This is a genomic window from Amycolatopsis palatopharyngis (genome assembly GCF_003385185.1).
Classification (GTDB): domain Bacteria; phylum Actinomycetota; class Actinomycetes; order Mycobacteriales; family Pseudonocardiaceae; genus Amycolatopsis; species Amycolatopsis palatopharyngis.
Genome location: NZ_PQHZ01000040.1, coordinates 27,510 through 51,506, shown reverse-complemented (window position 1 = coordinate 51,506; position 23,997 = coordinate 27,510). Strand labels below are relative to the sequence as shown.

Sequence of the window (23,997 nt, the reverse complement as noted above, 5' to 3'; positions counted from 1 at the left end):
GGCGGCGGCATTCACGTCCTGCCTCGCCCGGCGAGCCGTCCGGCGATTCGCTGCAGCAACGCCGTGGGCAGCAGTTTCGCGACGGCCACCACCAGCTTGTACTGCGGGCTGGGGATGGAGATCACTTTTCCCCTGCGCAGATCGGCCAGCCCCTCCGACACCACCCTCGCGGGGTCGAGCCAGAACAGCTTCGGGCCGGGCTTGTCCAGCCCGGCGCGCTGGTGGAACTCGGTGTTGGTGAATCCGGGGCAGAGGGCGACCATCCGGACGCCGGTACCGGGCAACGCGCCGGCAGTGCCCTCGGTGAACGACGTGACCCATTTCTTGCTCGCCGTGTAGGTGGAGCCGCGGCCGGAGAAGAACCCGGCGACACTGGACACGTTGATCACGTCGCCGCGGCGCCGTTCGAGCATGCCGGGCAGAGCCGCCCTGGTCAGCCGCAGTACCGCGGTGACGTTGACGTCGAGCTGGTGCTGCAGGTCGTCCATCGAGGCGTCCCACAACTCGCCCGCCAAGCCGAGGCCCGCGTTGTTGACCAGTAGGTCCACCGGATGCTCGCCGTCGGCGAGTACTGCCTCGACGGAGGCGCGGCCCTCGGCCGTCGCGAGGTCCGCTGGCAGGGCCCTGGCTCGCACGTGGTGGCTGGCGGCCAGCTCTTTCGCCGCCTGCTCGAGGCGGTCGGCGTCCCGTGCGACGAGGACGAGGTCATGGCCTTCGGCGGCGAGGGCACGGGCGAACTCCGCGCCGATTCCCGCGGTCGCCCCGGTGATCAATGCTGTGGGCATGGGCAAACCGTACCGTCACGCGCCACCACATGAAGGTCACCGACCGTGCTCGGGTAAACCCTTCCGTGCGACGTACTACGAGCGGACAGCATCTTCATGACTGATGAGAACGGCTCAGGCGAATACATCTCGTTCATCAAGGGCTACTCCGCCGCGATGGACGACGGGACCTACGGCGGCGAGGCGGACAGCGGCACCGAACCGGAGACCGGCGCGTACGCGCTGGGCTACGCGGCCGCGGTCGAGGAGCGCGAGCTGCGGCCGCGCTATCTGGACCTGAGCGCCACCGCTCCGATCCCGCGCGAAAGACCCGAGTCCGACGACTTGCCCGACCAGGGGAAGTTCAGCGGCAGCCTCGACCTGGGGGAGTTCACCCCCAGCGGCTAGGCCGGTGGCTTCCCACGGTGGCCCTAGAACGGGTGCTGCCTGCTCGGCAGGTCGTCCGCGCCGCTCATCAGGCCTGCGTCGGGGTCGCCCGCTCCGCCGAGGGGGTCGACGTCGCCGTCGGCCTGCTCCCACTGCCTGTCAGGGGCCATGTCCTCGTCGAACGGGTCGACGATGTCGGCGATCTCGCCGAGATCGCGCAGCAGCCGCTCCAGCCGGGAAGGGCCGACGTTGGGTGCGACACTCGCGAGCACCCACTCGCCTTCCAGCCAGGCGACGCCGACGTCCCCACCGAGTGCGTCGGCGGCGTCCACGAGTTCCTGCGTGATCAGATTGCGAGCACCGGCGATATCGTCGGCGAAGGCGTAGCGCTGGCCGACTGGGCCGAGCAGTTCGGGCATCTCCGCACGCTGGAACGGCACACTCGCCAGCCACAGTTCGAGCAGCACGGGGTGCACCCGGTTGCAGCGCACCGCGACGATCACGGCGGGGATCACGCCATCGGACTCGACGTCGAAGACGAAGACGGAGCGCCTGCCGTCGGAGGTGAACGTCGAACCGGCGACGACGTTGACAGCCGCTTCGGCGCCGAAGTACCCGATGGCACCGGCGGCCCACCGCTGCGGCAGCCGCTCGTCCTCCTCGACGAACTGCCATCCGCGCAGGTCGGCCCATCGGGCGCGCTCGCGGTTCCGGGACCCTTCCTTGGCCCGGTCGACAGCCAGCAACGCCAGTCCGGCCACAGCGGCGACGACGGCGATGACGAACCAGATCCACGCTGGAATACCCACGAGCACCAGGGTATCCCCCACTCGGTTCGCACCAAGATCAGCAGGCCGTGTCGCCGCCACCCGTTCGGGCCAAACGAGGCGCGCTTTCCCGGGAAAGCGCGCCTCGTGGAGGTGGGCGACGTGCGAGAACGCGTTACGGGACTCGCACTTTCCCGGGAAAGTGCGAGGGAGGAGGGTCGCGCGGGGTTAGGGCGCGGAGGGGGCGCGGGTGACGCTGAGGGTGTTGCCGGCCTCCACCAGCGACGTGTCGACATTGACCGTGTCGCCGTCCCGGATCTCGCCGGCCAGCAACTGCTTGGCCAGCTGGTCACCGATCGCGGACTGGACCAGCCTGCGCAACGGACGGGCACCGTAGATCGGATCGAACCCGTTCATCGCGAGCCACTCCCGGGCGGCGGGCGTCACCTCGAGGGTGAGCCTGCGCTGGGCCAGCCTGCGACCCAGCCGGTCGACCTGGATATCCACAATGGACGTCAACTGCTCGGTGTCGAGAGCGTGGAACACCACGATGTCGTCCAGCCGGTTGAGGAACTCCGGCTTGAAGTGCCGCTGCACCACCGACAGTACGGCTTCCCTGCGCTCCCGCTCGTCCAGCGCCGCGTCGGCGATCGCCTGCGAACCGAGGTTGGAGGTCAGGATCAGGATCGTGTTGCGGAAGTCGACCGTACGACCCTGGCCATCGGTCAGGCGACCGTCGTCCAGCACCTGGAGCAGCACGTCGAACACGTCCGGGTGCGCCTTCTCCACCTCGTCGAGCAGCACCACCGAATACGGCCTGCGCCGCACGGACTCGGTCAGCTGGCCACCCTGGTCGTAGCCGACGTACCCGGGCGGTGCGCCGACAAGCCGAGCCACGCTGTGCTTCTCGCTGTACTCGCTCATGTCGATACGCAACATCGCCCGCTCGTCGTCGAACAGGAACTCCGCGAGCGCCTTGGCCAGCTCGGTCTTGCCGACCCCGGTCGGGCCGAGGAACAGGAACGAGCCGGTCGGCCGGTCCGGATCGGCGACGCCTGCCCTCGTCCGGCGCACCGCGTCGGACACGACCCGGACGGCCTCCTCCTGCCCGATCACCCTGCGGGTCAGCTCCTCCTCCATACGCAGCAGCTTGCCCGTCTCGCCCTCGAGCAACCTGCCTGCGGGAATGCCGGTCCACGCACTCACGACGTCGGCGACGTCGTCGGCGCCGACCTCCTCCTTGAGCATCACGTCGGCACTGGCGGAGGTCTCCGTCGCCGCGGTCGCGGCCTCGAGCTCCTTCTCCAGCGACGGGATCTTGCCGTACCGCAACTCCGCGGCCCGGCCGAGGTCACCGTCGCGCTCGGCCCGTTCCGACTCCCCGCGCAGCTGCTCCAGCCGCTCCTTCAGGTCGCGGACCTTCTCGATGGAGCCCTTCTCGTTCTGCCAGCGAGCGGTCAGGCCGCTGAGCTGCTCGCGCTTCTCGGCCAGTTCGGCGCGCAAGACCGCCAGCCGTTCCCCGGACGCGACGTCGTCCTCTTTGGACAATGCCATCTCCTCGATCTCCATCCGGCGCACCGCACGTTCGACCTCGTCGATCTCGACCGGCCGGGAGTCGATCTCCATCCGCAGCCGGGACGCGGCCTCGTCGACCAGATCGATCGCCTTGTCCGGCAGGAACCGGGCGGTGATGTAGCGGTCGGAAAGAGTCGCGGCGGAGACCAGCGCGGCGTCGGTGATCCGCACACCGTGGTGGACCTCGTAGCGCTCCTTGAGGCCACGCAGAATGCCGATGGTGTCCTCGATGGACGGCTCGCCGACGACCACCTGCTGGAAGCGGCGCTCCAGCGCGGCGTCCTTCTCGATGTGCTGGCGGTACTCGTCGAGTGTGGTCGCACCGACCATCCGCAGCTCACCCCTCGCGAGCATCGGCTTGATCATGTTGCCCGCGTCCATGGCACCTTCTCCGGTGGCGCCTGCGCCGACGATCGTGTGCAGTTCGTCGATGAACGTGACAACCTGACCCGCGGAGTCGGTGATCTCCTTGAGGACGGCCTTGAGCCGCTCCTCGAACTCACCGCGAAACTTCGCGCCGGCCACCATCGAGCCGAGGTCCAGCGCGACCACGCGTTTCCCGCGCAGCGACTCCGGCACGTCTCCCGCGATGATTCGCTGGGCGAGTCCCTCGACGATCGCCGTCTTGCCGACACCGGGCTCCCCGATCAGCACCGGGTTGTTCTTGGTGCGCCGGGAGAGCACCTGCACGACACGACGGATCTCGGTGTCCCTGCCGATCACCGGGTCCAGCTCACCCGCACGGGCCCGTTCGGTCAGATCGATGCCGTACTTCTCCAGCGCCTGGAAGGTTCCTTCCGGATCCGGGCTGGTCACCCGCGCCGATCCCCTTACCTTCGTGAAGGCCTCCTTCAGCGCGTCCGGCGTCGCACCGTGGCGGGTCAGCAGGCCGGCGACAGCGCCACCCTCGGCGGCGAGACCGACGAGTACGTGCTCGGTGGAAACGAACTCATCGCCGAGTTCGGTGGCCAGTTTCTGGGCGTGGGTCAGTGCCTTTACCGCGGCCGTGTCGAACTGCGGGCTGGAGACCGTGGCTCCGGTGGCGGAGGGCAGCCCGTTGGTGATCGGCTCCAGCTCCTTGTGTACCTGCTCCGGGTCGGCGCCCACCGCGGTCAGCAGCGGATGGGCGAGACCGTCGCCCTGGGCCAGCAGCGCGCCGAGCAGGTGCGCGGATGCGACATGCGGGTTGCCCGCCATCGTCGCCGCCTGCGCGGCCGAAGAGATCGCCTGCTGAGCCTTCGTGGTCGGATTGAAAGCGTCCATCCCCTCACCTCTGTGTTGGTCGCCGTGCCTGATGACAGGCTCTCGCAATCGTCGTCGCTATGCATAACGTCAGGAAAGTTGAGCGTGTTCCGCTCAATCTCGCGCTACACTGGTCGCACCTCTTCGGTTACAAAGAGTGACAGAAGTACGACCTGGGTAAACAAGGTGCGCAAAGTGGTAATTAGATAGGCCCGAACACTTGTATTTGCGGCCAACATTGGGTCCACTACCGGACCATGTCAGTCATCAACGCCGGTCTGTCGGCCACGAGCTCGTCGCCGGGTTCATCAACGCAGGTCCTCGCTGCGGAGGGTGGAACCCTCGCCTCCATCGAGGACTGGATCAACAACATCTTCAATCCGATATCCGACGGATTATCGGCCTTCGTCTTCGCCGAGGTCACGGTCTTCGGTACCACCTTCCCGTGGATCGTCGGCTGGCTGGTTCTGGCCGCGACGGTCTTCACCATCTACTTCGGCTTCATCCAGTTCCGCAGCTTCAAGCTCGCGCTGCAGATCGTCCGGGGCAAGTGGACCCGCAAGGACGAGCCCGGGGAGATCACCCACTTCCAGGCGCTCAGTTCGGCAGTGTCGGGAACCGTCGGCCTCGGCAATATCGCGGGTGTCGGTGTCGCCGTCACCATCGGTGGTGCGGGTGCCACGTTCTGGATGATCCTCGCCGGTCTCCTCGGCATGTGTACCAAGTTCGTCGAGTGCACACTCGGCGTGAAGTACCGGGAGGTACACGCCGACGGGACGGTCTCCGGTGGCCCGATGCACTACCTGCGCAAGGGCATCGCGGAGCGGTTCGACAACGGCTTCGGCGTCGTCCTCGGCAAGGTACTCGCGGTGCTCGCCGCGATCATGCTCCTGTTCTTCGGGATCGCCGGCGGGAACATGTTCCAGGCCAACCAGACGTTCGCGCAGATTCGCGACGTGACGGGTGGCGACGACGGTTTCCTCGGCAGTGACGGCGCCGCGCTGATCTTCGGTATCGGGCTCGCCCTGGTCGTCGGCGCGGTCGTCATCGGTGGCATCAAGTCCATCGGCGCCGTCACCAGCCGCCTGGTTCCCTCGATGGCGATCATCTACGTCACCGCCTGCCTCATCGTCATCCTGGTCAACATCACCAGCGTCCCCGAAGCGATCGGCGACATCATCGGTGGCGCGTTCGCCCCGGCCAGCGTCGCCGGTGGTGCCATCGGCGCTCTGATCGTCGGCTTCCAGCGTGCCGCGTTCTCGAACGAGGCCGGCCTTGGTTCCGCGCCGATCGCGCACTCCGCGGTGAAGACGAAGCACCCGGTCACCGAGGGCTACGTCGCGCTGCTCGAGCCGTTCATCGACACCGTGATCGTCTGCACGATGACCGCCCTCACCATCGTCATCGCCAGGACCCAGTTCTGGACGGATGCGAAGGCTGACTACCTCGCGGACGGCACGACGGCCGACGGCGTCACGGTGACGTCCACCGCGTTCGAGTCGGTGCTGCCCTGGTTCCCGTACGTGCTGACCGTCGCGGTCGCCCTGTTCGCGATCTCCACGATGATCACGTGGGGCTACTACGGCCAGAAGGCGTGGACCTACCTGTTCGGCAAGAGCATGACGAGCGAGCGGATCTACCAGCTGGTCTTCTGCCTGTTCATCGTCGCGGGCTCGGTGCTCACCCTGGGCAGCGTGCTCAGCTTCGCCGACGCGGTGCTGTTCCTGCTCGCGCTGGTCAACATCATCGGCCTCTACATCCTGGTGCCGGTGGTGAAGCGGGAGGTCAAGGCCTACCGCGAGAAGATGCGCACCGGCGAGGTGCACCGGACCGACACCGACACCGAGGAAGAGCGCGTCGGCTGATCAACTGCCGCTGACCTGCGATACGACGGGCGGGCGCACCACGGACCGCGTGGTGCGCCCGCCCTCTTGCTGTCCAACGTCCTGCTCGTCGGCCGTGTCCAGTGTGGTGCGCAGCGGCGTCTCGCGCAGGAACAGCACGGCGACCAGCGTGACCACGGCGATGCACGCGGCGACCAGGAAGATCGTGCCTGTGGCATCGCCGTACGCGGCGCGCACAACCTCCTGGACCGCGGCAGGCAAAGAGTCGACATCGAGCGTGCCCCCGCCGCCCGTGGTGGCTTCAGGACTGGAGACCCCCAGGCGGGCCAGCGATTCGGCGATCCGGTTGCTCACCTGGGTGGCCAGCACCGCTCCGAGTGCGGAGACGCCGGCCGAGCCGCCGAGGGTGCGGAAGAAGGTCACCACCGAAGAGGCCGAGCCCATGTCCCGCATGCTGACGGTGTTCTGCACGACCAGCACCAGGTTCTGCATCAACGAGCCGACCCCGATCCCCATCAACGCGAGGTAGCCGCCCATCAGGGTGAGATCGGTGGTGTGGTCGACGGTGCCGAGCAGACCGAGCCCGAGCACCAGCAGCACGGCGCCGCCGACCAAGAACGGCTTCGTGCGCCCGGTACGGGAGATGATCTGCCCGGCGATGGTGGAGGACAGGAACAAACCGAGCACCATCGGCAGGGTCATCAGCCCCGCGTGCGTCGGCGAGTAACCCCTGGCGATCTGGTAGTACTGCCCGAGGAAGACCGCGCCACCGAACATCGCCGTGCCGACCGCGAGCGTCCCGAGCACGGAGAGGGTGAAGGTGCGGCCCGCGAACAGCCGTAGCGGCAGCACCGGCTCGCTCACTCTGGACTCCACGAACACGGCTAGCGCCAGCGCGGCCACAGCGCCGCCGATGTAGAGCAGCGAGGTGCCGGACACCCAGGCGAAACTCTTGCCCGCCAGCGAGATCCAGATCAGCAGGAGCGCGACACCTCCGACGAGCAGGGTGGCACCGAGCCAGTCGATCCTGACCTTTCGGCGGATCACCGGCAGATGCAACGTCCTGCCGAGCACGATGAAGGCCGCCACCGCGAGTGGCACGCTGACCCAGAAACACCAGCGCCAGCCGAGCGGACTGTCCACAATGACACCGCCGAGGATGGGACCGGATACGGTCGCGACCGCGAAGGTCGCGCCGATATAGCCGGTGTAACGGCCACGGTCCCTCGGGGAGATCATCGCCGCGATCACCACCTGGATCAATGCCTGCAGACCACCCATTCCAATGCCCTGCAGCGCGCGGAACGCGATCAGCTGGGGCATCGACTGGGCGATGCCACCGAGCACCGAGCCGACGGTGAAGATGACGATGGCCAGCTGATACAGCAGTTTCTTGCTGAACAGGTCGGAGAGTTTCCCCCAGATCGGGGTGGTCGCACACGCGGTCAGCAGCATCGCCGTGACCACCCAGGTGTACTCACTCTGCGAGCCGCCCAGGTCAGCCAGGATCGTCGGCAGCGCGTTCGACACGATGGTCGAGGAGAGGATCGCGACCAGCAGCGCCAGCAGCAAGCCGGAAAGGGCCCGCATGATCTGGCGGTGGCTCATCGGCGCCTCGGCGGCGCCGGATTCGGTGGCCTCGGCTGTGCCGGTCCCGTTGTGCATTCTCTTTCTCACTCCGTGTCTTGTCCGTAGCGGGCGGGCAGCGGTTGCGGGTCCTCGCGACCGGCCAGCACGGCACGCAGGTCCGCATTGACGGCGCCGAGCCGCTCGGCCAGCGCTCGCACGTCCTGTTCCGCCCAGCCGTCCAGCGCCCTGCGGAAGAGGTCGAGGTGCAGGCGGCGCCAGCGCGCCAGTTCCTGCTCTCCCCGTTCGGAAACCCGGACCAGCGCCGCTCGCCCGTCCTCCGGAGCTGGTCTGCGTTCGACCAGTCCCGCACCGGTGAGCTGGGTGATCTGCCTGCTCACCACGGAGAGGTCGATCATCCTGCGCCTGGCCAGTTCGGATGGCCGGATCTCGCCACAGCGGTGCAGCTCGGCGAGCAGGGCCGCCGCAGCCGGGTGCGGCCCGATATCGGCCTGCCAGAGCTGCGCCGTCCAGGCATGCTGGAGCTGGCCTGAGGTTCTGAGCTGGCGAATCAGCTCGAGGCTCGCCTCGTCGGCCGCGTTCACAGCAACCTCCAGCCTGAAATTACTTACTTGCCCTATGCAACTTTAACCCTGGTTAGTTGCGTGGCGCAAATACACGCTGAGTGAGCTCGCGCACGCGGTTACCCGCTGTACACCACCCGACCGGAGCAACCCGCGCGGACAACTCGGGCAGCGTCTACCGCATGAGCGATCGGCGACATATGTTGTGCGAGATGCGTTATCCGAAAGGTGGAATATTCATGAAGTTTCAAGGGTCAAGGTGGGTCACTGACCTGCCGATGACTGGAGTGACGGCGGCGGTCACCCGTTCGTGAATAATCGGAAGCGCAAGCCTGGCACCTTGAGCACATCCTGCTCTCGGATACCGGGACGCCGTCGAGACGCAGAGGATGACACCGGGACCGGAGAGTAATGACAGCAGACGCCGTCAGCCCTGTCCCCCGGTCTGCCGCGCCGCGGGAGGCGCCGCCCGCCGTAACCGCGATGGTCCAGTTGATCAGGGACACGTGGGCGATAGCTGAGCCCTACACGCCGGAGATCTCCCAGTTCTTCTACGGCATGCTCTTCACCCTGGCTCCTGCGACCCGGGACTTCTTTCCGATCAACATGGAGGTCCAGCGCGGCAGGCTGGTACGGGCGCTGGTACACATCGTGCAGATGGTCGACCGGCCGGACGACCTCGCACCGTTCCTCCGCCAGCTCGGCCGCGACCACCGCAAGTTCGGGGTGGTCTCCGGGCACTACGAGGCAGTCGGCACCGCCCTGCTGGCCGCCATCAAGCGGCAGCTGGGACCGGACTGGACCCCGCAGGTCGAACGCGCGTGGGCCGAGGCCTACACGATTATCGCCAGGGCGATGCAGGCTTCGGCCGATTCGGACGACAACCCGCCGTTCTGGAATGCGACGGTCGCCGAACATCGCAGGCTGACCTGGGACCTCTCGCTGGTCCGGGTGGAGCCCGAGTACCCGGTGCCGTTCGAGCCGGGGCAGTACATGAGCGTTGAAGTGCCCCAGCGTCCACGGCTGTGGCGGTATCTCTCACCTGCCAACGCGCCGCGCCCAGACGGATCTCTGGAGTTCCACGTACGCGCGGTCGACGGCGGCTGGGTCTCGCGCGCCATCGTGAGTCACACGCAGGGCGGCGACGTCTGGCGCATCGGTCCGCCCCTGGGGCGGATGAATGTCGACCGGGAGTCCGGCAGGGATGTGCTGATGTTGGCGGGCGGTACCGGTGTGGCGCCCCTGCGGTCGATCCTCGACGATCTCGCGCAGTGGGCGATAAACCCGCGCGTGAAACTGTTCTACGGCGGCCAGACCAGGGAAGATCTGTACGACCTCGAACAGCTGCGGATGCTCGCCTCGACCAACCCCTGGTTGAGCGTCGTGCCCGTGGTGGAGCGCGGCGCGGGACTGCCGGGCTGCGAGCACGGAACACTGGCGGACGCCGTGACCCGACACGGCGCGTGGCCGAACCACGACGTGCTGGTCGCGGGCTCGCCAGCGATGATCCGCGCGACCGTGTCGCGAATGCTGGTGGCAGGCACGGCGCTGGACCAAATCCGGTACGACCCGTTCACAATCGACTGAGATGGCTACGTAAAGCCACGCGAAGCACCGCAACAAGAACCCAGCCTGAGATGGAACCGGCAAGCGCTAGCTCCACGAGTTCGCGGTGGCCACCCCGTTGAAGCTGGCCGAAGAACTTACCGCCCGGTAGTCTCCGCCGCATGCAGATCCGGATTCCCGTCGCGGACGGGGCGATAGACGGCCATCTCGCCGTACCGGACGCGACGGGGCAGGCACCCATTCCTGGTGTGGTCCTCGTGCACGACGCGCTCGGCATCGGCCAGGACGCCCGCGGCATCGCCGACCGATTCGCCAGAGCCGGCTATCTCGCGATCGTTCCCGACCTGTACTCCAGGGGCGGACGACTGCGCTGCATAAAATCGGTGTTCAGCGACATGCTGGCCGGCCGCGGCCGGGCCTACGACGATCTCGAAGCGGCGCGACAGGTCCTCGCCGCGCGGGCGGACTGCACCGGCAAGGTCGGCGTTGTCGGCTTCTGCATGGGCGGCGGCTTCGCACTCGTGGCAGCTGCCGGCGAATTCGACGCCTCGGCGCCCTACTACGGAATGCTGCCGAAGGATATGTCCGTTCTCGACGGCGCTTGCCCGATCGTCGCGAGTTTCGGTAAGAAGGACGTCACGCTGCGCGGCGCCGCCGTGAAACTGGAAGCAGCGCTGACGGAACGGGGGATTCCACACGACGTGAAGGAGTACCCGGCGGCAGGCCACAGCTTCGCCAACCGGCTGCCACTCGGCCCACTCAACCGGCTCGCCAAGATCGCCGGCTTCGGCTACCACCACGAGTCCAGTGAGGACGCCTGGCGGCGCGTTCACGACTTCTTCGGCAAGCACCTGGCATAGCGGCTCACGCAGCTCGCGCCGCATCTTTGCCACAAGAAGGCCAACATCAACCCACTGGTAGCAAAACGCGGTCAGTCGTTGACAGCGCGTACGCCCCACAGTTAACTTCCCGGAGCCACACGGAGGGAGAACTGGGGATGCTGGAGAAGCTGCAACGGGCATTGGGGTTGAAGACCAATCCGGCCATTTTCTTCACCTCCGCCGGGCTCACATTCATCTTCGTCGCGGTGTCGATCCTGTTCACCGACGATGTGGACTCGGCCTTCGGGTCCGCATCGGACGCGATCAAGTCGAACCTCGGCTGGTTCTACATCCTCGGCGTGACGTCGTTCCTCATCTTCCTGCTCTGGATCGCCGCGAGCCGGTACGGCAATGTGCGGCTCGGCGGCAAGGAAGCCAAGCCCGAATACAGCAACGTGACCTGGTTCGGCATGCTGTTCGCTGCGGGAATCGGCACGATTCTGATGTTCTGGGGTGTCGCCGAACCCATCAACCACTTCGCGAACCCACCACTCAGCGGCGTGAACAGCGAGGTCGGGGCACTCAGCGACGGGACGATGACGCAACCCGAGTTCGCCGAAAGGCTCACCGGCATCACCGTTCCCCCGGGGTCCGGGGCGCCGCTGAGCGAGCAGGCGGCCAGCGAGGCGCTGGGCTTCACCCTCTATCACTTCGGGTTGCACACCTGGGCGATCTTCACGCTGCCCGCGCTGGCGTTCGCCTACTTCGCCTACCGCAGGGGACTGCCCTTCCGGGTGAGCTCGATCTTCCACCCATTGCTCGGTGACCGGATCAACGGGCCGATCGGCAAGGCGATCGACATCGCGGCCGTCATCGGCACGATCTTCGGTGTCGCGGTCTCGATCGGGCTCGGCACCTTGCAGATCAACAGTGGTCTGAACGGGCTCTTCGGTATCGAGATCGGTGCTGCCGCGCAGATCTCGATCATCGCGATCGTCACCGTGATCGCGACCATCTCGGTCGTTCTCGGCCTGGACAAGGGCATCAAGTGGCTGTCCAACATCAACATCTGGATGGCGGTCGGCCTGCTCCTGTTCATCCTGTTCGCCGGTTCCACGATCTATCTGCTCCGCGGCGTGATCGAGACGACGGGGATCTACCTCAGCCACCTCGTCCCGCTGTCGTTCTGGAACGACACCCTGCCCGCTGACGAATGGGGCTGGCAGGGCGGATGGACCGTCTTCTACTGGGCGTGGACGATCACCTGGGCACCGTTCGTCGGAATCTTCGTTGCCCGCATCTCGAAGGGCCGCACGATCCGGCAGTTCGTGATCGGTGTGCTCGGTGCGCCGACCGCCTTCAGCATCATCTGGTTCAGCGTGTTCGGCCTGTCCGCGATCAACATCGAGTGGGACGACCCGGGCTCGCTCGTCGGGCCGGTCGTTCAGGAAGGTGACACGGCGGCGGCGCTGTTCGCCTTCCTGGCAAACTTCCCCGCGTCCGAGTTCCTCATGGCGATGGCAGTGCTCATCGTGGTGATCTTCTTTACTACCTCGTCGGACTCGGCGTCGCTGGTGGTGGACATGTTGACCTCCGGTAACGCCGTCAACCCTCCGGTGCGCCAGCGCGTGTTCTGGGCGCTGCTCGAGGGTGTCGTCGCGGCGACCCTGATCGCGGCTACCGGCCAGGAAGCGTTGCAGGCACTGGAACAAGTCATCACAGTGCTCGGGCTACCGTTCTTCCTCATCGCGTTCATGATGATGTACTGCCTGGTGCGGGCACTGCGCCACGACGTGACCGAGGAAGAACTCCTGCCACCTCGACGGGCGTCGAAGCGGCGCGCGAGGGAAAAGGAATCGGCAGGCACCGAGTCCGTCGGGTGAGCTCGCTGGCGCCTCGGCGGTAAGTGTCAGCGGCGGTCGCGCGGCTTCCAAACGACAAGCGCGGAGCGCTGGCGTACTGGTACCAGGTCCTTGCGATAGGAGGCGTGCACCGCCGCGGCCGCCTGTTCGGCCGCGGCGTATGCCGCCGACAACTCTTCTGTCAATTCGGCCATCCTGGACCGCAGGGCATCGACCCGGTTCTCCAGTTCGATGATCCGCTTGATCCCGGCGAGGTTGACACCGTCCTCTTGAGACAGTCGTTGCACCTCGCGCAGCATCGCGATATCCCGCATCGAGTAACGGCGCCCTCCGCCGGACGTCCGGCCCGGCGAAACGAGACCGAGCCGGTCGTACGAGCGGAGAGTCTGCGCGTGCAACCCGGACAACTGCGCGGCCACCGAGATCACGAAGACCGGTGTGTCCTCGTCAGCGCCGTGCGGAAAACCACCCTGCGGTCCCGATCCGAACATCGACATCAACTCCTGTCGCGGAGCATTTCGGTGATCTCCGGCCGCGGGTCGTGCTGTGCGGCCGCTTCGGCATATCGCTCAAGTGCTTCGCGGGCGTTGTCCTCGACCTTCGCCGGGATCGCCACCTGCAGCGTCACCAACAGGTCGCCCGTGGTTCCGTCCCGTTTGACGATCCCCTTGCCACGCGCCCGGAGTACGCGGCCGCTCGCCGTGCCCGCCGGGATCTTGAGCGTGACCTTGCTGTCCAGTGTCGGCACTGTGATCGTGCCACCGAGTGCCAGTTCGGGGTAGCTCACCGGGACGGTGATCGTCAGGTCGTTGCCCGAGCGGCCGAACACCGGATGCGGCGCCACGTGCACCCGGACGAAAAGGTCGCCGGCAGGAGCGCCACCCCGGCCGGGCTCACCCTGGCCGGCGATACGGATCCGCTGGTTGTCGTCGACACCTGCCGGGATACGGACCGTGAGGGTACGAGTCCTGGTGCTGATGCCGTCGCCACCGCACTCCGGGCACGGGCTGTCGATGATCAGGCCCCGGCCCCGGCAGTCACGGCACGGCTCGGAGAACGCGAACGCTCCCTGGCTGCGGTTGACCAGGCCCGACCCGCCGCATGTCGAACACATACGCGGCGAAGTACCGGGCCGCGCGCCGTTCCCGCCACACGTGGTGCATCCGGCCGGACTGGACAGTCGCAGTGGCAGCGTGGCACCGCGCACCGCCTCGGTGAAGTCGATACGAACGTCGGTCTCGACGTCGGACCCACGCTGTCCACGACCCGCGGTCGCGCCCGGCGCGCCACGGCGCCCGAAAAGGTTGCCGAGCATGTCTCCCAGCCCGCCGAGGCCACCTGCCTGGCCCGCGGTCTGGCCCGCACCGAAGATGTCGCCGAAGTCGAAGCTGCCACCGCCCGGTCCGCCTGGCCCGCCTGCTCCGGGGAAACCGAAGCCACCGGGGTTGCCGGAGCCGAACATCTGCCGCGCCTCGTCGTACTCCTTGCGCTTCGCCGGTTCGGACAGCACACCGTAGGCCTCCGAGACCGCCTTGAACTTCGTCTCTGCCTCGGTGTTGCCCGGATTGGCGTCGGGATGGTTTTCCCTGGCCAGCTTGCGGTACGCCTTCTTGATCTCGTCCGCCGTGGCGTCGGAGGAGACGCCCAACTCACGGTAGAAGTCCTTACCGATCCATTCCCTCGCGCTCATCGGGCGTCCCCTCCTTCCTGCCTACTGCTGCGGGTTCTCATTCGACGACTGCTCGGCTGTGCCCGCTGCGCCCGCCGTGCCGTCTACTCCACCTTCGAGGGGCAACTCGCCCTCCACAGGGGGATCGATCGGCGACTGTGCGGCGTCCGACTCGTGGTCGGTGACCCCGACCAGAGCGGCACGCAACACCCGATCGCCGAACTTGTAGCCGCGCCGGAGCACCGTGGTCACCGTCGGCCCGGCCACATCGGGCGAGGTGCTGTGCTGCACCGCCTCGTGCACGCTCGGGTCGAAGGGCTCGCCCTCGGCACCGAACGACTCGAGACCGGCTCGCTCCAAGCTGCTGATCAGCTTGTCGCCGACCGCCTTGAACGCGCCCGTGAGGTCGCCATGCGACTCGGCACGCTCCAGGTCGTCCAGCAACGGGAGCAGGTCGCCGACCAGTGACGCCTTCGCCCCGGTGAGCACGGACTCACGGTCCCGCTCCACCCGCTTGCGGTAGTTGGCGTACTCCGCCTGGATCCGCTGCAGGTCGGCGGTGCGCTCGGCCAGCTGCTGCTCGACGTCGGAGGCCGGAGCCACCGATTCGTCCACGGTGGACTCGCCGGCGCCGGGACCCGCGGAGGGCCCGCCGGTGCCCATCGCCGCGGGCACCTCCTGGGCTTCCTCCACGACCGGCTGCCTGCGCAGTTCGCCGGTCTCCGGGTCGATCTTGCGCCGATCCCGCACGACCACCGGCTCCTGGAAGTCCTGCTGCTCGGTGTCCTCGTGCCTAGGAGTCACTTCTTGTCGCCCTCAGACTTCTCGTCGGCTGCGTCGTCCACGATCTCGGCGTCGACCACGTCGTCATCCGCCTTCGCCGACCCGCCGGACTCGCCACCGGCAGCACCCGCGGCACCCGCGGCGCCTTCGGCACCCTCGGCGCCGGTCTCCGCGTACAGCGAGGTGGCAAGCTCCTGGGAAGCCGTGTTCAGCTTCTCGATGGAGTCCCGGATGGCGCCGGTGTCGGTGCCCTTGAGCGCCTCGTTTGCCTCGTCGATCGCCGTCTTGACCTTGCCCTTGAGTTCCTCGGGCAGCTTCTCGTCGTTGTCCTTGACGAACTTCTCGGTCTGGTAGACGAGCGTCTCCGCCTGGTTGCGGGTCTCGGCCTCCTCGCGGCGGGTCTTGTCCTCCTCGGCGTGCGCCTCGGCGTCCTTGACCATCCGGTCGATGTCCTCCTTCGGCAGCGCGGAGCCACCGGTGATGGTCATCGACTGTTCCTTGTTCGTGCCGAGGTCCTTGGCCAGCACGTGCACGATGCCGTTCGCGTCGATGTCGAAGGTGACCTCGATCTGCGGGACACCGCGCGGCGCGGGGGGCAGCCCGGTCAGCTCGAACATGCCGAGCTTCTTGTTGTGCGCCGCGATCTCGCGCTCACCCTGGAAGACCTGGATCTGCACCGAGGGCTGGTTGTCGTCCGCGGTGGAGAAGATCTCCGAGCGCTTTGTCGGGATCGTGGTGTTGCGCTCGATGAGCTTGGTGAAGACGCCGCCCTTGGTCTCGATGCCCAGCGACAGCGGGGTCACGTCGAGCAGCAGGACGTCCTTGACCTCGCCCTTGAGCACACCGGCCTGCAGCGCGGCGCCGACCGCGACGACCTCATCCGGGTTCACGCCCTTGTTCGCGTCGCGACCGCCGGTCAGTTCCTTGACCAGGTCGGCCACGGCCGGCATCCGGGTGGAACCACCGACGAGCACCACGTGGTCGATCTCGCCGACCGAGATGCCAGCGTCCCGGACCACGTTGTTGAACGGGGCCTTCGTGCGGTCCAGCAGGTCGGAGGTGATCCGCTGGAACTCCGCACGGGACAGGGTCTCGTCCAGGAACAGCGGGTTCTTGTCCGCGTCCACCGTGATGTACGGCAGGTTGATGTTGGCGCTGTTCGAGCTGGACAGCTCGATCTTCGCCTTCTCCGCGGCCTCGCGGATACGCTGCAGGGCCATCTTGTCCTTGGTCAGGTCGATGCCCTGGGACGCCTTGAACTTGTCCACCAGCCAGGTGACGATCCGCTCGTCCCAGTCGTCACCACCGAGGTGGTTGTCACCGCTGGTCGCACGCACCTCGACGACGCCCTCGCCGATTTCCAGCAGCGAGACGTCGAAGGTGCCGCCACCGAGGTCGAAGACCAGGATGGTCTGTTCCTTCTCGCCCTTGTCCAGGCCATACGCCAGCGCGGCCGCGGTGGGCTCGTTGACGATGCGCAGGACGTTCAGGCCGGCGATCTGGCCCGCCTCCTTGGTGGCCTGCCGCTGCGCGTCCTCGAAGTACGCGGGGACGGTGATCACCGCGTCGGTGACGTCCTCGCCGAGGTAGGACTCGGCGTCACGCTTGAGCTTCATCAGCACTCGCGCGCTGATCTCCTGCGGCGTGTACGTCTTGTCGTCGATCTCGTTGTTCCAGTCGGTGCCGATATGCCGCTTGACCGACCTGATGGTGCGGTCCACGTTGGTGACCGCCTGGTTCTTCGCCGACTGCCCGGTCAGCACTTCGCCGTTCTTGGCGAAGGCGACGACGGACGGGGTCGTCCGGGAACCTTCCGAGTTGGCGATGACCGTCGGCTCGCCGCCCTCCAGGACGGCGACGACCGAGTTGGTCGTACCGAGGTCGATGCCGACCGCTCGCGCCATGGGTGTTCCTCCTGTTGTCTGTCTCTGAGCTGCGGGCATACATCCGCATTGAGCGGGCCCTACTCAAGTCTTATCCCGAGATCCTACTTGGGTCAAACCAGACTTGAGCCGGTAGCACTCAACCTTCTTGCCGATCCAACGTACGACCTCGGAGCTGTGTTCCCGCGGTCAGGATGTGCGTACGGTCACATCGCCACTCGCCGCGTCCAGCCGCAGCGTGTGCCGGGAATCGCGGGACTGCGCGACGCCGATGGTGCGGTCGCCGCTGTCGCTGTCGCCCTCGAGGCGGTACGGCTGATCCGGCACGGTGAGGTGGATGTCACCGCTGCTCGCGTCGGCGGTCACACTCTGCGGCACCATCATGACCAACCTGATGTTCCCGGAGGAGACTTGCGCGTCCACCGGCCCGCGCAGTCCCTCGCCGGTGAGATCTCCCGAGCTGAGCTCGGCATCCACCGGGCCGCCGATGTCGTTGAGCCGTACGTCGCCCGAACTCGTGACCACCCGTACCGGACCGGCGACCTGTCGCACGGTCACGTCACCGGACGCGGCGTCCACCTCCGCGGAGGCCACCCCCGTCAGTTCGAGGTCGCCGGACTGCACCGTGCCACTGATCTCAGTGCCCTCGGGCACGACGACGTCGTAGTCGACCGAGCACCACGACCCGCAGTCACCGAGTTCGAGCTTGCCTTCGTCGACCGAGATGGACCCGTCGGGCTCGCCCCAGCGGTACTCGAAGCGCTGGTGCACGGTCGTCGATCGCACGTCGCCCACCCGGATCGCGACATTGCCGGAGTCGTTGTCGATCAGTACCTGGTTCACCCCGCCGACCTCGTCCGTGGCCTCCGCGGTGGCGTAGGACCACAGACCGAACGCGAAGCTGACCCCGATACCGATCATCGCGACCCCGCCGATCGCCAACCCCGTACGCCCCATGATCTGCGTCCTCCCAGTTCAACTTTCCGGCCACCTGAACGCTAAGGCTCCGGCCGTGCCAGGTCATCCGGGTGAACCCCCGATTCGACCCTGAGGCTGCCCCTACCCGCACCCCAGAAGGCACCGGCCTGTGTCGCCGAGTGATCAGCACTAGCCTGATCGGCGAAGGTGACGTCACGTTCAGGAGGCTCCATGTCCACGTCCCAGCCGCCCAACCCCTATGACTTCCTGCCCTCGGTGCCGAGTTTCACCTTGCGCAGCGACGACATCGCCGACGGCGCCACGCTGCCCACCCGCCAGCTCTCCGGCATCTTCGGCGCGGGCGGCGAGGACGTGTCCCCGCACCTGACCTGGTCGGGCTTCCCGGAGGGCACCAGGAGCTTCGCGGTGACCTGTTTCGACCCGGACGCACCGACCGCGAGCGGATTCTGGCACTGGGCCGTGTTCGATCTGCCCGCCTCGACCACCGAACTGCCCGCGGGCGCGGGCAGCGTCAGCGGGTCCGACCTCCCGCAGGGCGCCATCACCCTCAAATGCGACGGCGGGGTCACCCAGTACCTCGGCGCCGCACCGCCCCCCGGGCACGGGCCACACCGCTACTTCTTCGTCGTGCACGCACTCGACGTGGAGACGTTGGGCGTCAGCGAGGACGCGACCCCGGCGTTCCTCGGGTTCAACATGTTCGGCCACACCCTCGGCAGGGCCACCCTGGTCCCGGTCTACGAGAACAAGGGCTGACACCCGGCCACAGCACAGAGGTACTGAGCCGCTATCCCTCCGCACGCCTGGCCGGACGCTCCAGATAGGTCCGGTCAGGTTCGCGGAAACCGAACTTTCCGTACAGACCATGCGCGTCGTCGGTGTGCAGCATCCACCGGAAGTCGGCGCCGGGGCCGTTGTCGATCATCTCGCGCACGAGGGCGGCCCCTAGACCGTGGCCTCGTGCGGTGCGCTCCACGTAGACGTCGGCCAGATAAGCGCTTGCCACTCCATCGGAGAAAGCTCGCGCGAAACCGACCATCCTGCCGGTGTTCGCCCGGTACGCCGCCACCACACGCCACGCGTCACGCAACTGCGCCTCCACATGTGCGCGGTCGCGCCAGCGGCCCCAGTACGGCTCCGTGGACAGGAACGCCCAGAGTGCGTCGATGTCCACCCTGGCCGGGTCGTCGTCGAGCTCGTAGTCCCCTTCAACCCTTCGCATGAGCACGAAGGTACTTTGACCCCATGGTTGCCCCGAGCGCTTCGGACCTGACCCGTGTCGTGGTTACCGGCGGCTGCGGTTTTATCGGCAGAGCGGTGGTCGCCGCGTTCCGGGAGAGAGGCGCGCGAGTCACCGTCGTCGACCGGGAACCCCTGGTGACCGAGGATGACGGGATCACCGCGATCGAGGGCGACCTCGCCGACCCGGACGTCCGCGAGGCCGCGGTCGTGCCTGGCACGGACGGCATCGTCCACCTCGCCGCGCTGACCTCCGTGCTGCGTTCGGTGGAGCTGCCGGCCAGCACCTATTCCGAGAACGTCGCGACCACCCAGGAACTGCTCGAACTCGCCAGGATCCACGACGTGCCGAGGTTCGTCCTGGCATCCACGAACGCGGTCGTCGGCGACGTGGGCACCTCGACGATCACCGAGGACATGCCCCTGCGGCCGCTCACTCCGTACGGCGCGACCAAGGCCGCCTGCGAGATGTTGCTGTCCGGCTACTCCGGCGCATACGGCATCGCTGCCAGCGCATTGCGGTTCACCAATGTGTACGGACCCGGAATGTCCCATAAGGACAGTTTCGTACCGAGGCTGATGCGTGCGGCGCTGAACGGAACCGGCGTCCGTGTCTACGGCGATGGCCTGCAGTGCCGCGATCTGGTCAACCTCGACGACATCGTGCACGGAATCCTGCTCGCCTGGGACTCCCGGTATTCCGGGCGCGCGATCCTCGGTTCGGGCAGATCGGTGTCCGTACTCGAGTTGATCGAGACGGTCCGCGCGGTCACCGGCGCCCCGCTGCCCGTGGAACACGTTCCCGCGCCGAAGGGCGAGATGCCCGCCGTGGTGGTCGACGTTTCCCGCAGTGCACAGACCATCGGCTACCGGCCGTCCGTCGAGCTCGGGGAGGGGCTGACGAGGGTCTGGAAGTACTTCCTCGAACACGAAGGGCGGACCGTGAGCGAGTGACCGGACTCCTTCGCCGCCATTGGCTGCTGTGCGTACTGCTCGCCGCCGGAATCGTCCTTCGGGTACTGACCTGGCTGGCGTACCAGCCTGCCCTGCTCTACATCGACTCATTCCGGTACCTGGCCAATGTGGACGCCCTGCGTCCCGACCAGCTCAACCCCATCGGCTACGACCTCGTCCTTGGGCCACTGCTTTCGATCGGTGGGCTCGCGTTCACCGCGGCGGTGCAGCACCTGCTCGGACTCGGCATCGCCGTCGCGTTGTACGCACTCGCGATACGGCACAACGTGCCCCGCTGGCTCGCCGCGATCGTCGCCGCGGTCGTACTGCTCGACGCCTACCAGCTCCAGATCGAACAGAACATCATGTCCGAGGTCTGGTTCCAGGCACTGCTGGTCGGCGTGCTCTGGCTACTACTCGGCCGCGGCGAGCCGAGCTGGCGACGGACTGCCATCGCCGGTCTGCTGCTGGGCGCCGCGATAATGACGCGCACCATCGGAGCCACCGTTCTGGTTCCGGTCGTGCTCTACCTGATCACGGCCGGTGGGGCCTGGCGTAATCGTGCGGGCTGGCGCCGCATCGCGGTACGAGGTACGGCCTGCTTGCTGGGATTCGCCGTCGTGATCGTGTCCTACGCGGGCTACTTCCGTTCCGCCACCGGCGAGTGGGGCCTGACCGGTGCGTCGTCACATGTGCTCTACGGGCGTACCGCGACGTTCGCGAAGTGCGACGAGCTGCCGCTCGACAAGACACTGGCCCGCTTCTGCCCCTCGACCCCGGTCGAGCAGCGGCAGGGCGTCGACCACTACACCCACTACGTCTACGGCGACCCCGACTTTCCCGGCCCGCTTCCGCCTGGACGCAGCAAACAGGAACTCGCGGACGAGTTCGGGATGATCGTCCTGCGCAACCAGCCGGTCGACTTCGCACTGGCCGTACTGGAGGACTTCGCGAAGAACTTCGCACCGACGAAGACCACGTCCCCCAACGACGTGCCGGTGGACCGGTGGCAGTTTCAACCGGATTACCCGGTGTTCGACGACGAGGTCGGCAACGGCCTCGCTGATCGCGCGGCACTCCTCCACGACGGGGAGACCACGTCGGTCGACCCCGGCCTTGCCCGCTTCCTGCGTGGCTACCAGCTCAGCATCGGCTACACACCGGGACCACTGCTCGCGCTGGCCGGGCTGCTCGGACTCGCGGCGGGTGCGGGGGTGGGCCGTGCCCGGCGTTCCGGCCTGCGCTCGGCCGCACTGCTCGCCACCGGCAGCGGGCTGACCCTCCTACTCGGCTCGGCGGCGTTCGAATTCTCCTGGCGTTACCAGTTACCGGCTCTCGTGCTGCTGCCCCTCGGCGGCGCGATCGGCCTCACAGCACTCATGGGCAGGCGTATGCGACCAAGAAAAGGCAGGACCAAGCTGGCCGCCTTTCCGGACGATGTGGATTTCGCGGCCATCGCGGACTTTCGGGAGCGTTACGGCAGATCTCCGCTGTCGCCACTGGTCGTGGTGATCGCGGCGTACAACGAGGCGGCCGGGATCGGGCCGGTACTGCGGGACATGCCGAAGCACTGCGGTGAGTTGCCCGTGTCGGTGCTCGTCGTCGTCGATGGTGCGACCGACGACACCGCGAAGATAGCGGCCGACCACGGGGCGCATGTCTGCGTGGCAGCACGCAATCGAGGGCAGGGCGCGGCACTGCGGCTCGGCTATCACCTCGCCTCGGCCGGGGGCGCCGAATATGTCGTCACCACCGACGCGGACGGTCAGTACGACAACGACGAACTGCCGATGCTGATGGAGCCGTTGCTGGACGGGTCCGCCGACTTCGTCACCGGGTCACGCAGGATGGGTAGCGAACAGGCCGACAGCCGCATGCGGTGGCTGGGCGTGCGGGTTTTCGCCACCCTCGCCTCGCTCCTGACCTGGCGCCGAATCACCGACACTTCGTTCGGTTTTCGTGCCATGCGGGCCGAACTCGCCTGCTCCGTGACACTGCGCGAACCGCAGTACCAGTCCTCGGAGCTGCTGCTGGGCGTACTGGCCCACCGCGCTCGGGTTGTCGAACTGCCGATGAGCATGCGGTTGCGCGGGAACGGCAAGAGCAAGAAGGGACACAGCCTGGTCTACGGCACCAACTACGCGCGCGTCATGACCGGGACCTGGTTGCGGGAGTACGTGTTGCGTCGTCCTGCCCGCCGTTGAACACATACCGGTTGAACAGCACGAACTTCAGCACGAACATGAACCCGTAGGTAGCCAGGAAGACCGCGCCGACGAGCAGGACCTGCCAGGTGTGCGACTCGACCCTGTCCCGCAGCCAGGCGTCGGCGACGGTGGTGACAGCGGCGGCGGTCGCCGCGGTGATGATGACGATGATCGCGTACGGCAGTAGCTCGCGGCTGGGGTCCGCGCGACCGGTCTGCCGCCAGGCCCAGTACCGGTTCAACAGGTAGTTCGGCACGGCACCTGCCGCCCAGGCGATCCCACTCGCGAACACCGGCAGCGCCCCGAGGCCGTAACTGATCAGGAAGGCGGCCTCACTGATGGCGGCCGCGATCACAGAGGACGCGGTGTAGCGGCCCCACAACAGTGCGCGTGCACTTCGCAGGCGATTCGGCACCATCAGCCGGTGACCTCCTCCCTCGGCCTGCGCGCGACGCAGAGCACGGACTGCCCGAAGGGAATGCGCACGAAACGTTCGATGACTCTGGTCAGTGGCACCACGAAGCGGTCGTAGACAGCGACGAGTTTCGGGTTCGGCGACCCGGTTCCACCCTTGCGCACCGCGGCCCACCAAGCGATTCCACCGAGCAGGTTCACCGGCTTCGTCAGCTCAACCTCGAGCCCTGCCTCTTGTGCGGCCGCCGCCAGTGTCGCGGGGGTGTAGCGCCGCACGTGCCCCACCTTGCGGTCGAAGTCGCCGTAGAGCTGTTGGTAGCCGGGCACCCAGATGACCAGGCTTCCGCCGGGCTGGACCAGTTTCGCGAGCGAGGTCAGCGTGCCCGAATCGTCCTCAATGTGTTCGAGCACGTTGATCGCGATCAGCGATTCCACCGGTTCGTCCAGCTCCAGCTCGGTACCGGCCTCGAACTGCATGGCCCGCACCTCCGGGCGGTCCGCGAACCGCTCCCGGAGTACCTCGACAGCGCCGGGATCGACGTCGGTCACGACGAGTCTGTCCAGGCCCTCGAACTGGGCGGCGAACTCGCCAAGGCCCGCTCCGACCTCCAGCACCGAACGACCGCAGTGTGGGGCGATCAGATCGTGCTGGTAGCGGCGATACCGGGGCTGGTCCGCACCTCCTTCGAGGCCGCGGCCGGTGGCACTGGTGAACGCTCCGGAACTGTCGTGCACAGGACATCCCCTCGGTCGGGTCGTGCAGCCGTCACCGCCATTCTCCATGCAAAGGACAGCGGGCGTGGTTCACACCCGTTTCACGCCCTGTCAGGTGGGTTGTCGATCGGCAACAACTAGTCCAAGGTGGAAACGAAATCAGGGTGGAAGCGGCTGGCACAATGCCTGCCGTGCGATCTTGAAGTCGATTGTGGAG

21 protein-coding genes are annotated in these 23,997 nt (G+C 67.1%); 8 read left to right on the top strand and 13 right to left on the bottom strand.

Features of this window, described 5'->3' with window-relative positions; all coding sequences use genetic code 11:
* Nucleotides 1-11 precede the first annotated feature (11 nt).
* Nucleotides 12-785, bottom strand: coding sequence for an SDR family NAD(P)-dependent oxidoreductase (locus tag D0C15_RS25170; RefSeq protein WP_116050138.1), 774 nt, complete (start codon nucleotides 783-785; stop codon nucleotides 12-14).
* A gap of 96 nt (nucleotides 786-881) precedes the next feature.
* Between D0C15_RS25170 and D0C15_RS25165 the strand changes: the two genes are divergently transcribed.
* Nucleotides 882-1,172 (top strand): hypothetical protein, encoded by a 291-nt coding sequence (locus D0C15_RS25165; RefSeq protein WP_116050136.1) that lies wholly within the window; start codon nucleotides 882-884, stop codon nucleotides 1,170-1,172.
* 23 nt (nucleotides 1,173-1,195) lie between these two features.
* Here D0C15_RS25165 and D0C15_RS25160 read toward each other — a convergent pair whose 3' ends face one another.
* Both D0C15_RS25160 and clpB read right to left on the bottom strand, forming a co-directional pair.
* Nucleotides 1,196-1,960: a type III secretion system chaperone family protein gene (locus tag D0C15_RS25160; protein WP_116050195.1), complete on the bottom strand. Its 765-nt coding sequence runs from the start codon at nucleotides 1,958-1,960 to the stop codon at nucleotides 1,196-1,198.
* A gap of 186 nt (nucleotides 1,961-2,146) precedes the next feature.
* Nucleotides 2,147-4,756, bottom strand: a complete 2,610-nt coding sequence (clpB, locus tag D0C15_RS25155; RefSeq protein ID WP_116050134.1) for an ATP-dependent chaperone ClpB — start codon at nucleotides 4,754-4,756, stop codon at nucleotides 2,147-2,149.
* A gap of 236 nt (nucleotides 4,757-4,992) precedes the next feature.
* Here clpB and D0C15_RS25150 point away from each other — a divergent pair, with 236 nt between their 5' ends.
* A complete protein-coding gene (locus tag D0C15_RS25150; RefSeq protein ID WP_116050131.1) occupies nucleotides 4,993-6,600 on the top strand; it encodes an alanine/glycine:cation symporter family protein in 1,608 nt (535 codons plus the stop codon).
* Here the strand turns inward: D0C15_RS25150 and D0C15_RS25145 are convergent, their stop codons facing one another.
* Nucleotides 6,601-8,187 (bottom strand): MDR family MFS transporter, encoded by a 1,587-nt coding sequence (locus D0C15_RS25145; RefSeq protein WP_116050193.1) that lies wholly within the window; start codon nucleotides 8,185-8,187, stop codon nucleotides 6,601-6,603.
* Between the two features lie 65 nt (nucleotides 8,188-8,252).
* Complete coding sequence (locus tag D0C15_RS25140; RefSeq protein WP_116050128.1) at nucleotides 8,253-8,750, bottom strand: MarR family winged helix-turn-helix transcriptional regulator; 498 nt, start codon at nucleotides 8,748-8,750, stop codon at nucleotides 8,253-8,255.
* Between the two features lie 390 nt (nucleotides 8,751-9,140).
* Here D0C15_RS25140 and D0C15_RS25135 point away from each other — a divergent pair, with 390 nt between their 5' ends.
* From D0C15_RS25135 to D0C15_RS25125, 3 genes are all read left to right on the top strand, one after another.
* A complete protein-coding gene (locus tag D0C15_RS25135; protein WP_162830252.1) occupies nucleotides 9,141-10,316 on the top strand; it encodes a globin domain-containing protein in 1,176 nt (391 codons plus the stop codon).
* A gap of 140 nt (nucleotides 10,317-10,456) precedes the next feature.
* A complete protein-coding gene (locus D0C15_RS25130) occupies nucleotides 10,457-11,155 on the top strand; it encodes a dienelactone hydrolase family protein (protein WP_116050122.1) in 699 nt (232 codons plus the stop codon).
* Between the two features lie 137 nt (nucleotides 11,156-11,292).
* Nucleotides 11,293-12,999 (top strand): BCCT family transporter, encoded by a 1,707-nt coding sequence (locus D0C15_RS25125; RefSeq protein ID WP_116050120.1) that lies wholly within the window; start codon nucleotides 11,293-11,295, stop codon nucleotides 12,997-12,999.
* A 26-nt stretch (nucleotides 13,000-13,025) separates the two neighbouring features.
* Here the strand turns inward: D0C15_RS25125 and D0C15_RS25120 are convergent, their stop codons facing one another.
* The 5 genes from D0C15_RS25120 to D0C15_RS25100 all read right to left on the bottom strand — a co-directional run bounded on the left by D0C15_RS25120 (nucleotide 13,026) and on the right by D0C15_RS25100 (nucleotide 18,270).
* Nucleotides 13,026-13,469 (bottom strand): heat shock protein transcriptional repressor HspR, encoded by a 444-nt coding sequence (locus D0C15_RS25120; protein WP_116050190.1) that lies wholly within the window; start codon nucleotides 13,467-13,469, stop codon nucleotides 13,026-13,028.
* Nucleotides 13,470-13,474: 5 nt separating this feature from the next.
* Complete coding sequence (gene dnaJ / locus D0C15_RS25115; protein ID WP_116050117.1) at nucleotides 13,475-14,668, bottom strand: molecular chaperone DnaJ; 1,194 nt, start codon at nucleotides 14,666-14,668, stop codon at nucleotides 13,475-13,477.
* A gap of 21 nt (nucleotides 14,669-14,689) precedes the next feature.
* A complete protein-coding gene (gene grpE, locus D0C15_RS25110; RefSeq protein ID WP_116050113.1) occupies nucleotides 14,690-15,451 on the bottom strand; it encodes a nucleotide exchange factor GrpE in 762 nt (253 codons plus the stop codon).
* A complete protein-coding gene (gene dnaK / locus D0C15_RS25105) occupies nucleotides 15,448-17,334 on the bottom strand; it encodes a molecular chaperone DnaK (RefSeq protein WP_116050111.1) in 1,887 nt (628 codons plus the stop codon). Before dnaK ends, grpE begins: the two co-directional genes overlap by 4 nt.
* A gap of 168 nt (nucleotides 17,335-17,502) precedes the next feature.
* Entirely contained in the window at nucleotides 17,503-18,270 is a 768-nt protein-coding gene (locus tag D0C15_RS25100) for a DUF4097 family beta strand repeat-containing protein (protein WP_116050108.1), read from the bottom strand.
* 192 nt (nucleotides 18,271-18,462) lie between these two features.
* Here D0C15_RS25100 and D0C15_RS25095 point away from each other — a divergent pair, with 192 nt between their 5' ends.
* Nucleotides 18,463-19,008: a YbhB/YbcL family Raf kinase inhibitor-like protein gene (locus D0C15_RS25095; RefSeq protein WP_116050105.1), complete on the top strand. Its 546-nt coding sequence runs from the start codon at nucleotides 18,463-18,465 to the stop codon at nucleotides 19,006-19,008.
* Nucleotides 19,009-19,039: 31 nt separating this feature from the next.
* On the opposite strand, the gene D0C15_RS25090 is transcribed toward D0C15_RS25095, so the two are convergent.
* Entirely contained in the window at nucleotides 19,040-19,474 is a 435-nt protein-coding gene (locus D0C15_RS25090; RefSeq protein ID WP_116050102.1) for a GNAT family N-acetyltransferase, read from the bottom strand.
* 23 nt (nucleotides 19,475-19,497) lie between these two features.
* Here D0C15_RS25090 and D0C15_RS25085 point away from each other — a divergent pair, with 23 nt between their 5' ends.
* On the top strand, nucleotides 19,498-20,445 hold the full coding sequence (locus tag D0C15_RS25085; protein WP_116050099.1) for an NAD-dependent epimerase/dehydratase family protein: 948 nt from the start codon (nucleotides 19,498-19,500) through the stop codon (nucleotides 20,443-20,445).
* Nucleotides 20,442-22,649: a glycosyltransferase family 2 protein gene (locus D0C15_RS25080; protein ID WP_116050097.1), complete on the top strand. Its 2,208-nt coding sequence runs from the start codon at nucleotides 20,442-20,444 to the stop codon at nucleotides 22,647-22,649. Before D0C15_RS25085 ends, D0C15_RS25080 begins: the two co-directional genes overlap by 4 nt.
* Here D0C15_RS25080 and D0C15_RS25075 read toward each other — a convergent pair.
* Both D0C15_RS25075 and D0C15_RS25070 read right to left on the bottom strand, forming a co-directional pair.
* Nucleotides 22,594-23,070: a GtrA family protein gene (locus D0C15_RS25075; RefSeq protein WP_116050094.1), complete on the bottom strand. Its 477-nt coding sequence runs from the start codon at nucleotides 23,068-23,070 to the stop codon at nucleotides 22,594-22,596. The genes D0C15_RS25080 and D0C15_RS25075 overlap by 56 nt on opposite strands.
* Nucleotides 23,070-23,849: a class I SAM-dependent methyltransferase gene (locus tag D0C15_RS25070; RefSeq protein ID WP_116050091.1), complete on the bottom strand. Its 780-nt coding sequence runs from the start codon at nucleotides 23,847-23,849 to the stop codon at nucleotides 23,070-23,072. The genes D0C15_RS25075 and D0C15_RS25070 overlap by 1 nt, the downstream gene beginning before the upstream one ends.
* Between the last annotated feature and the right edge of the window lie 148 nt (nucleotides 23,850-23,997).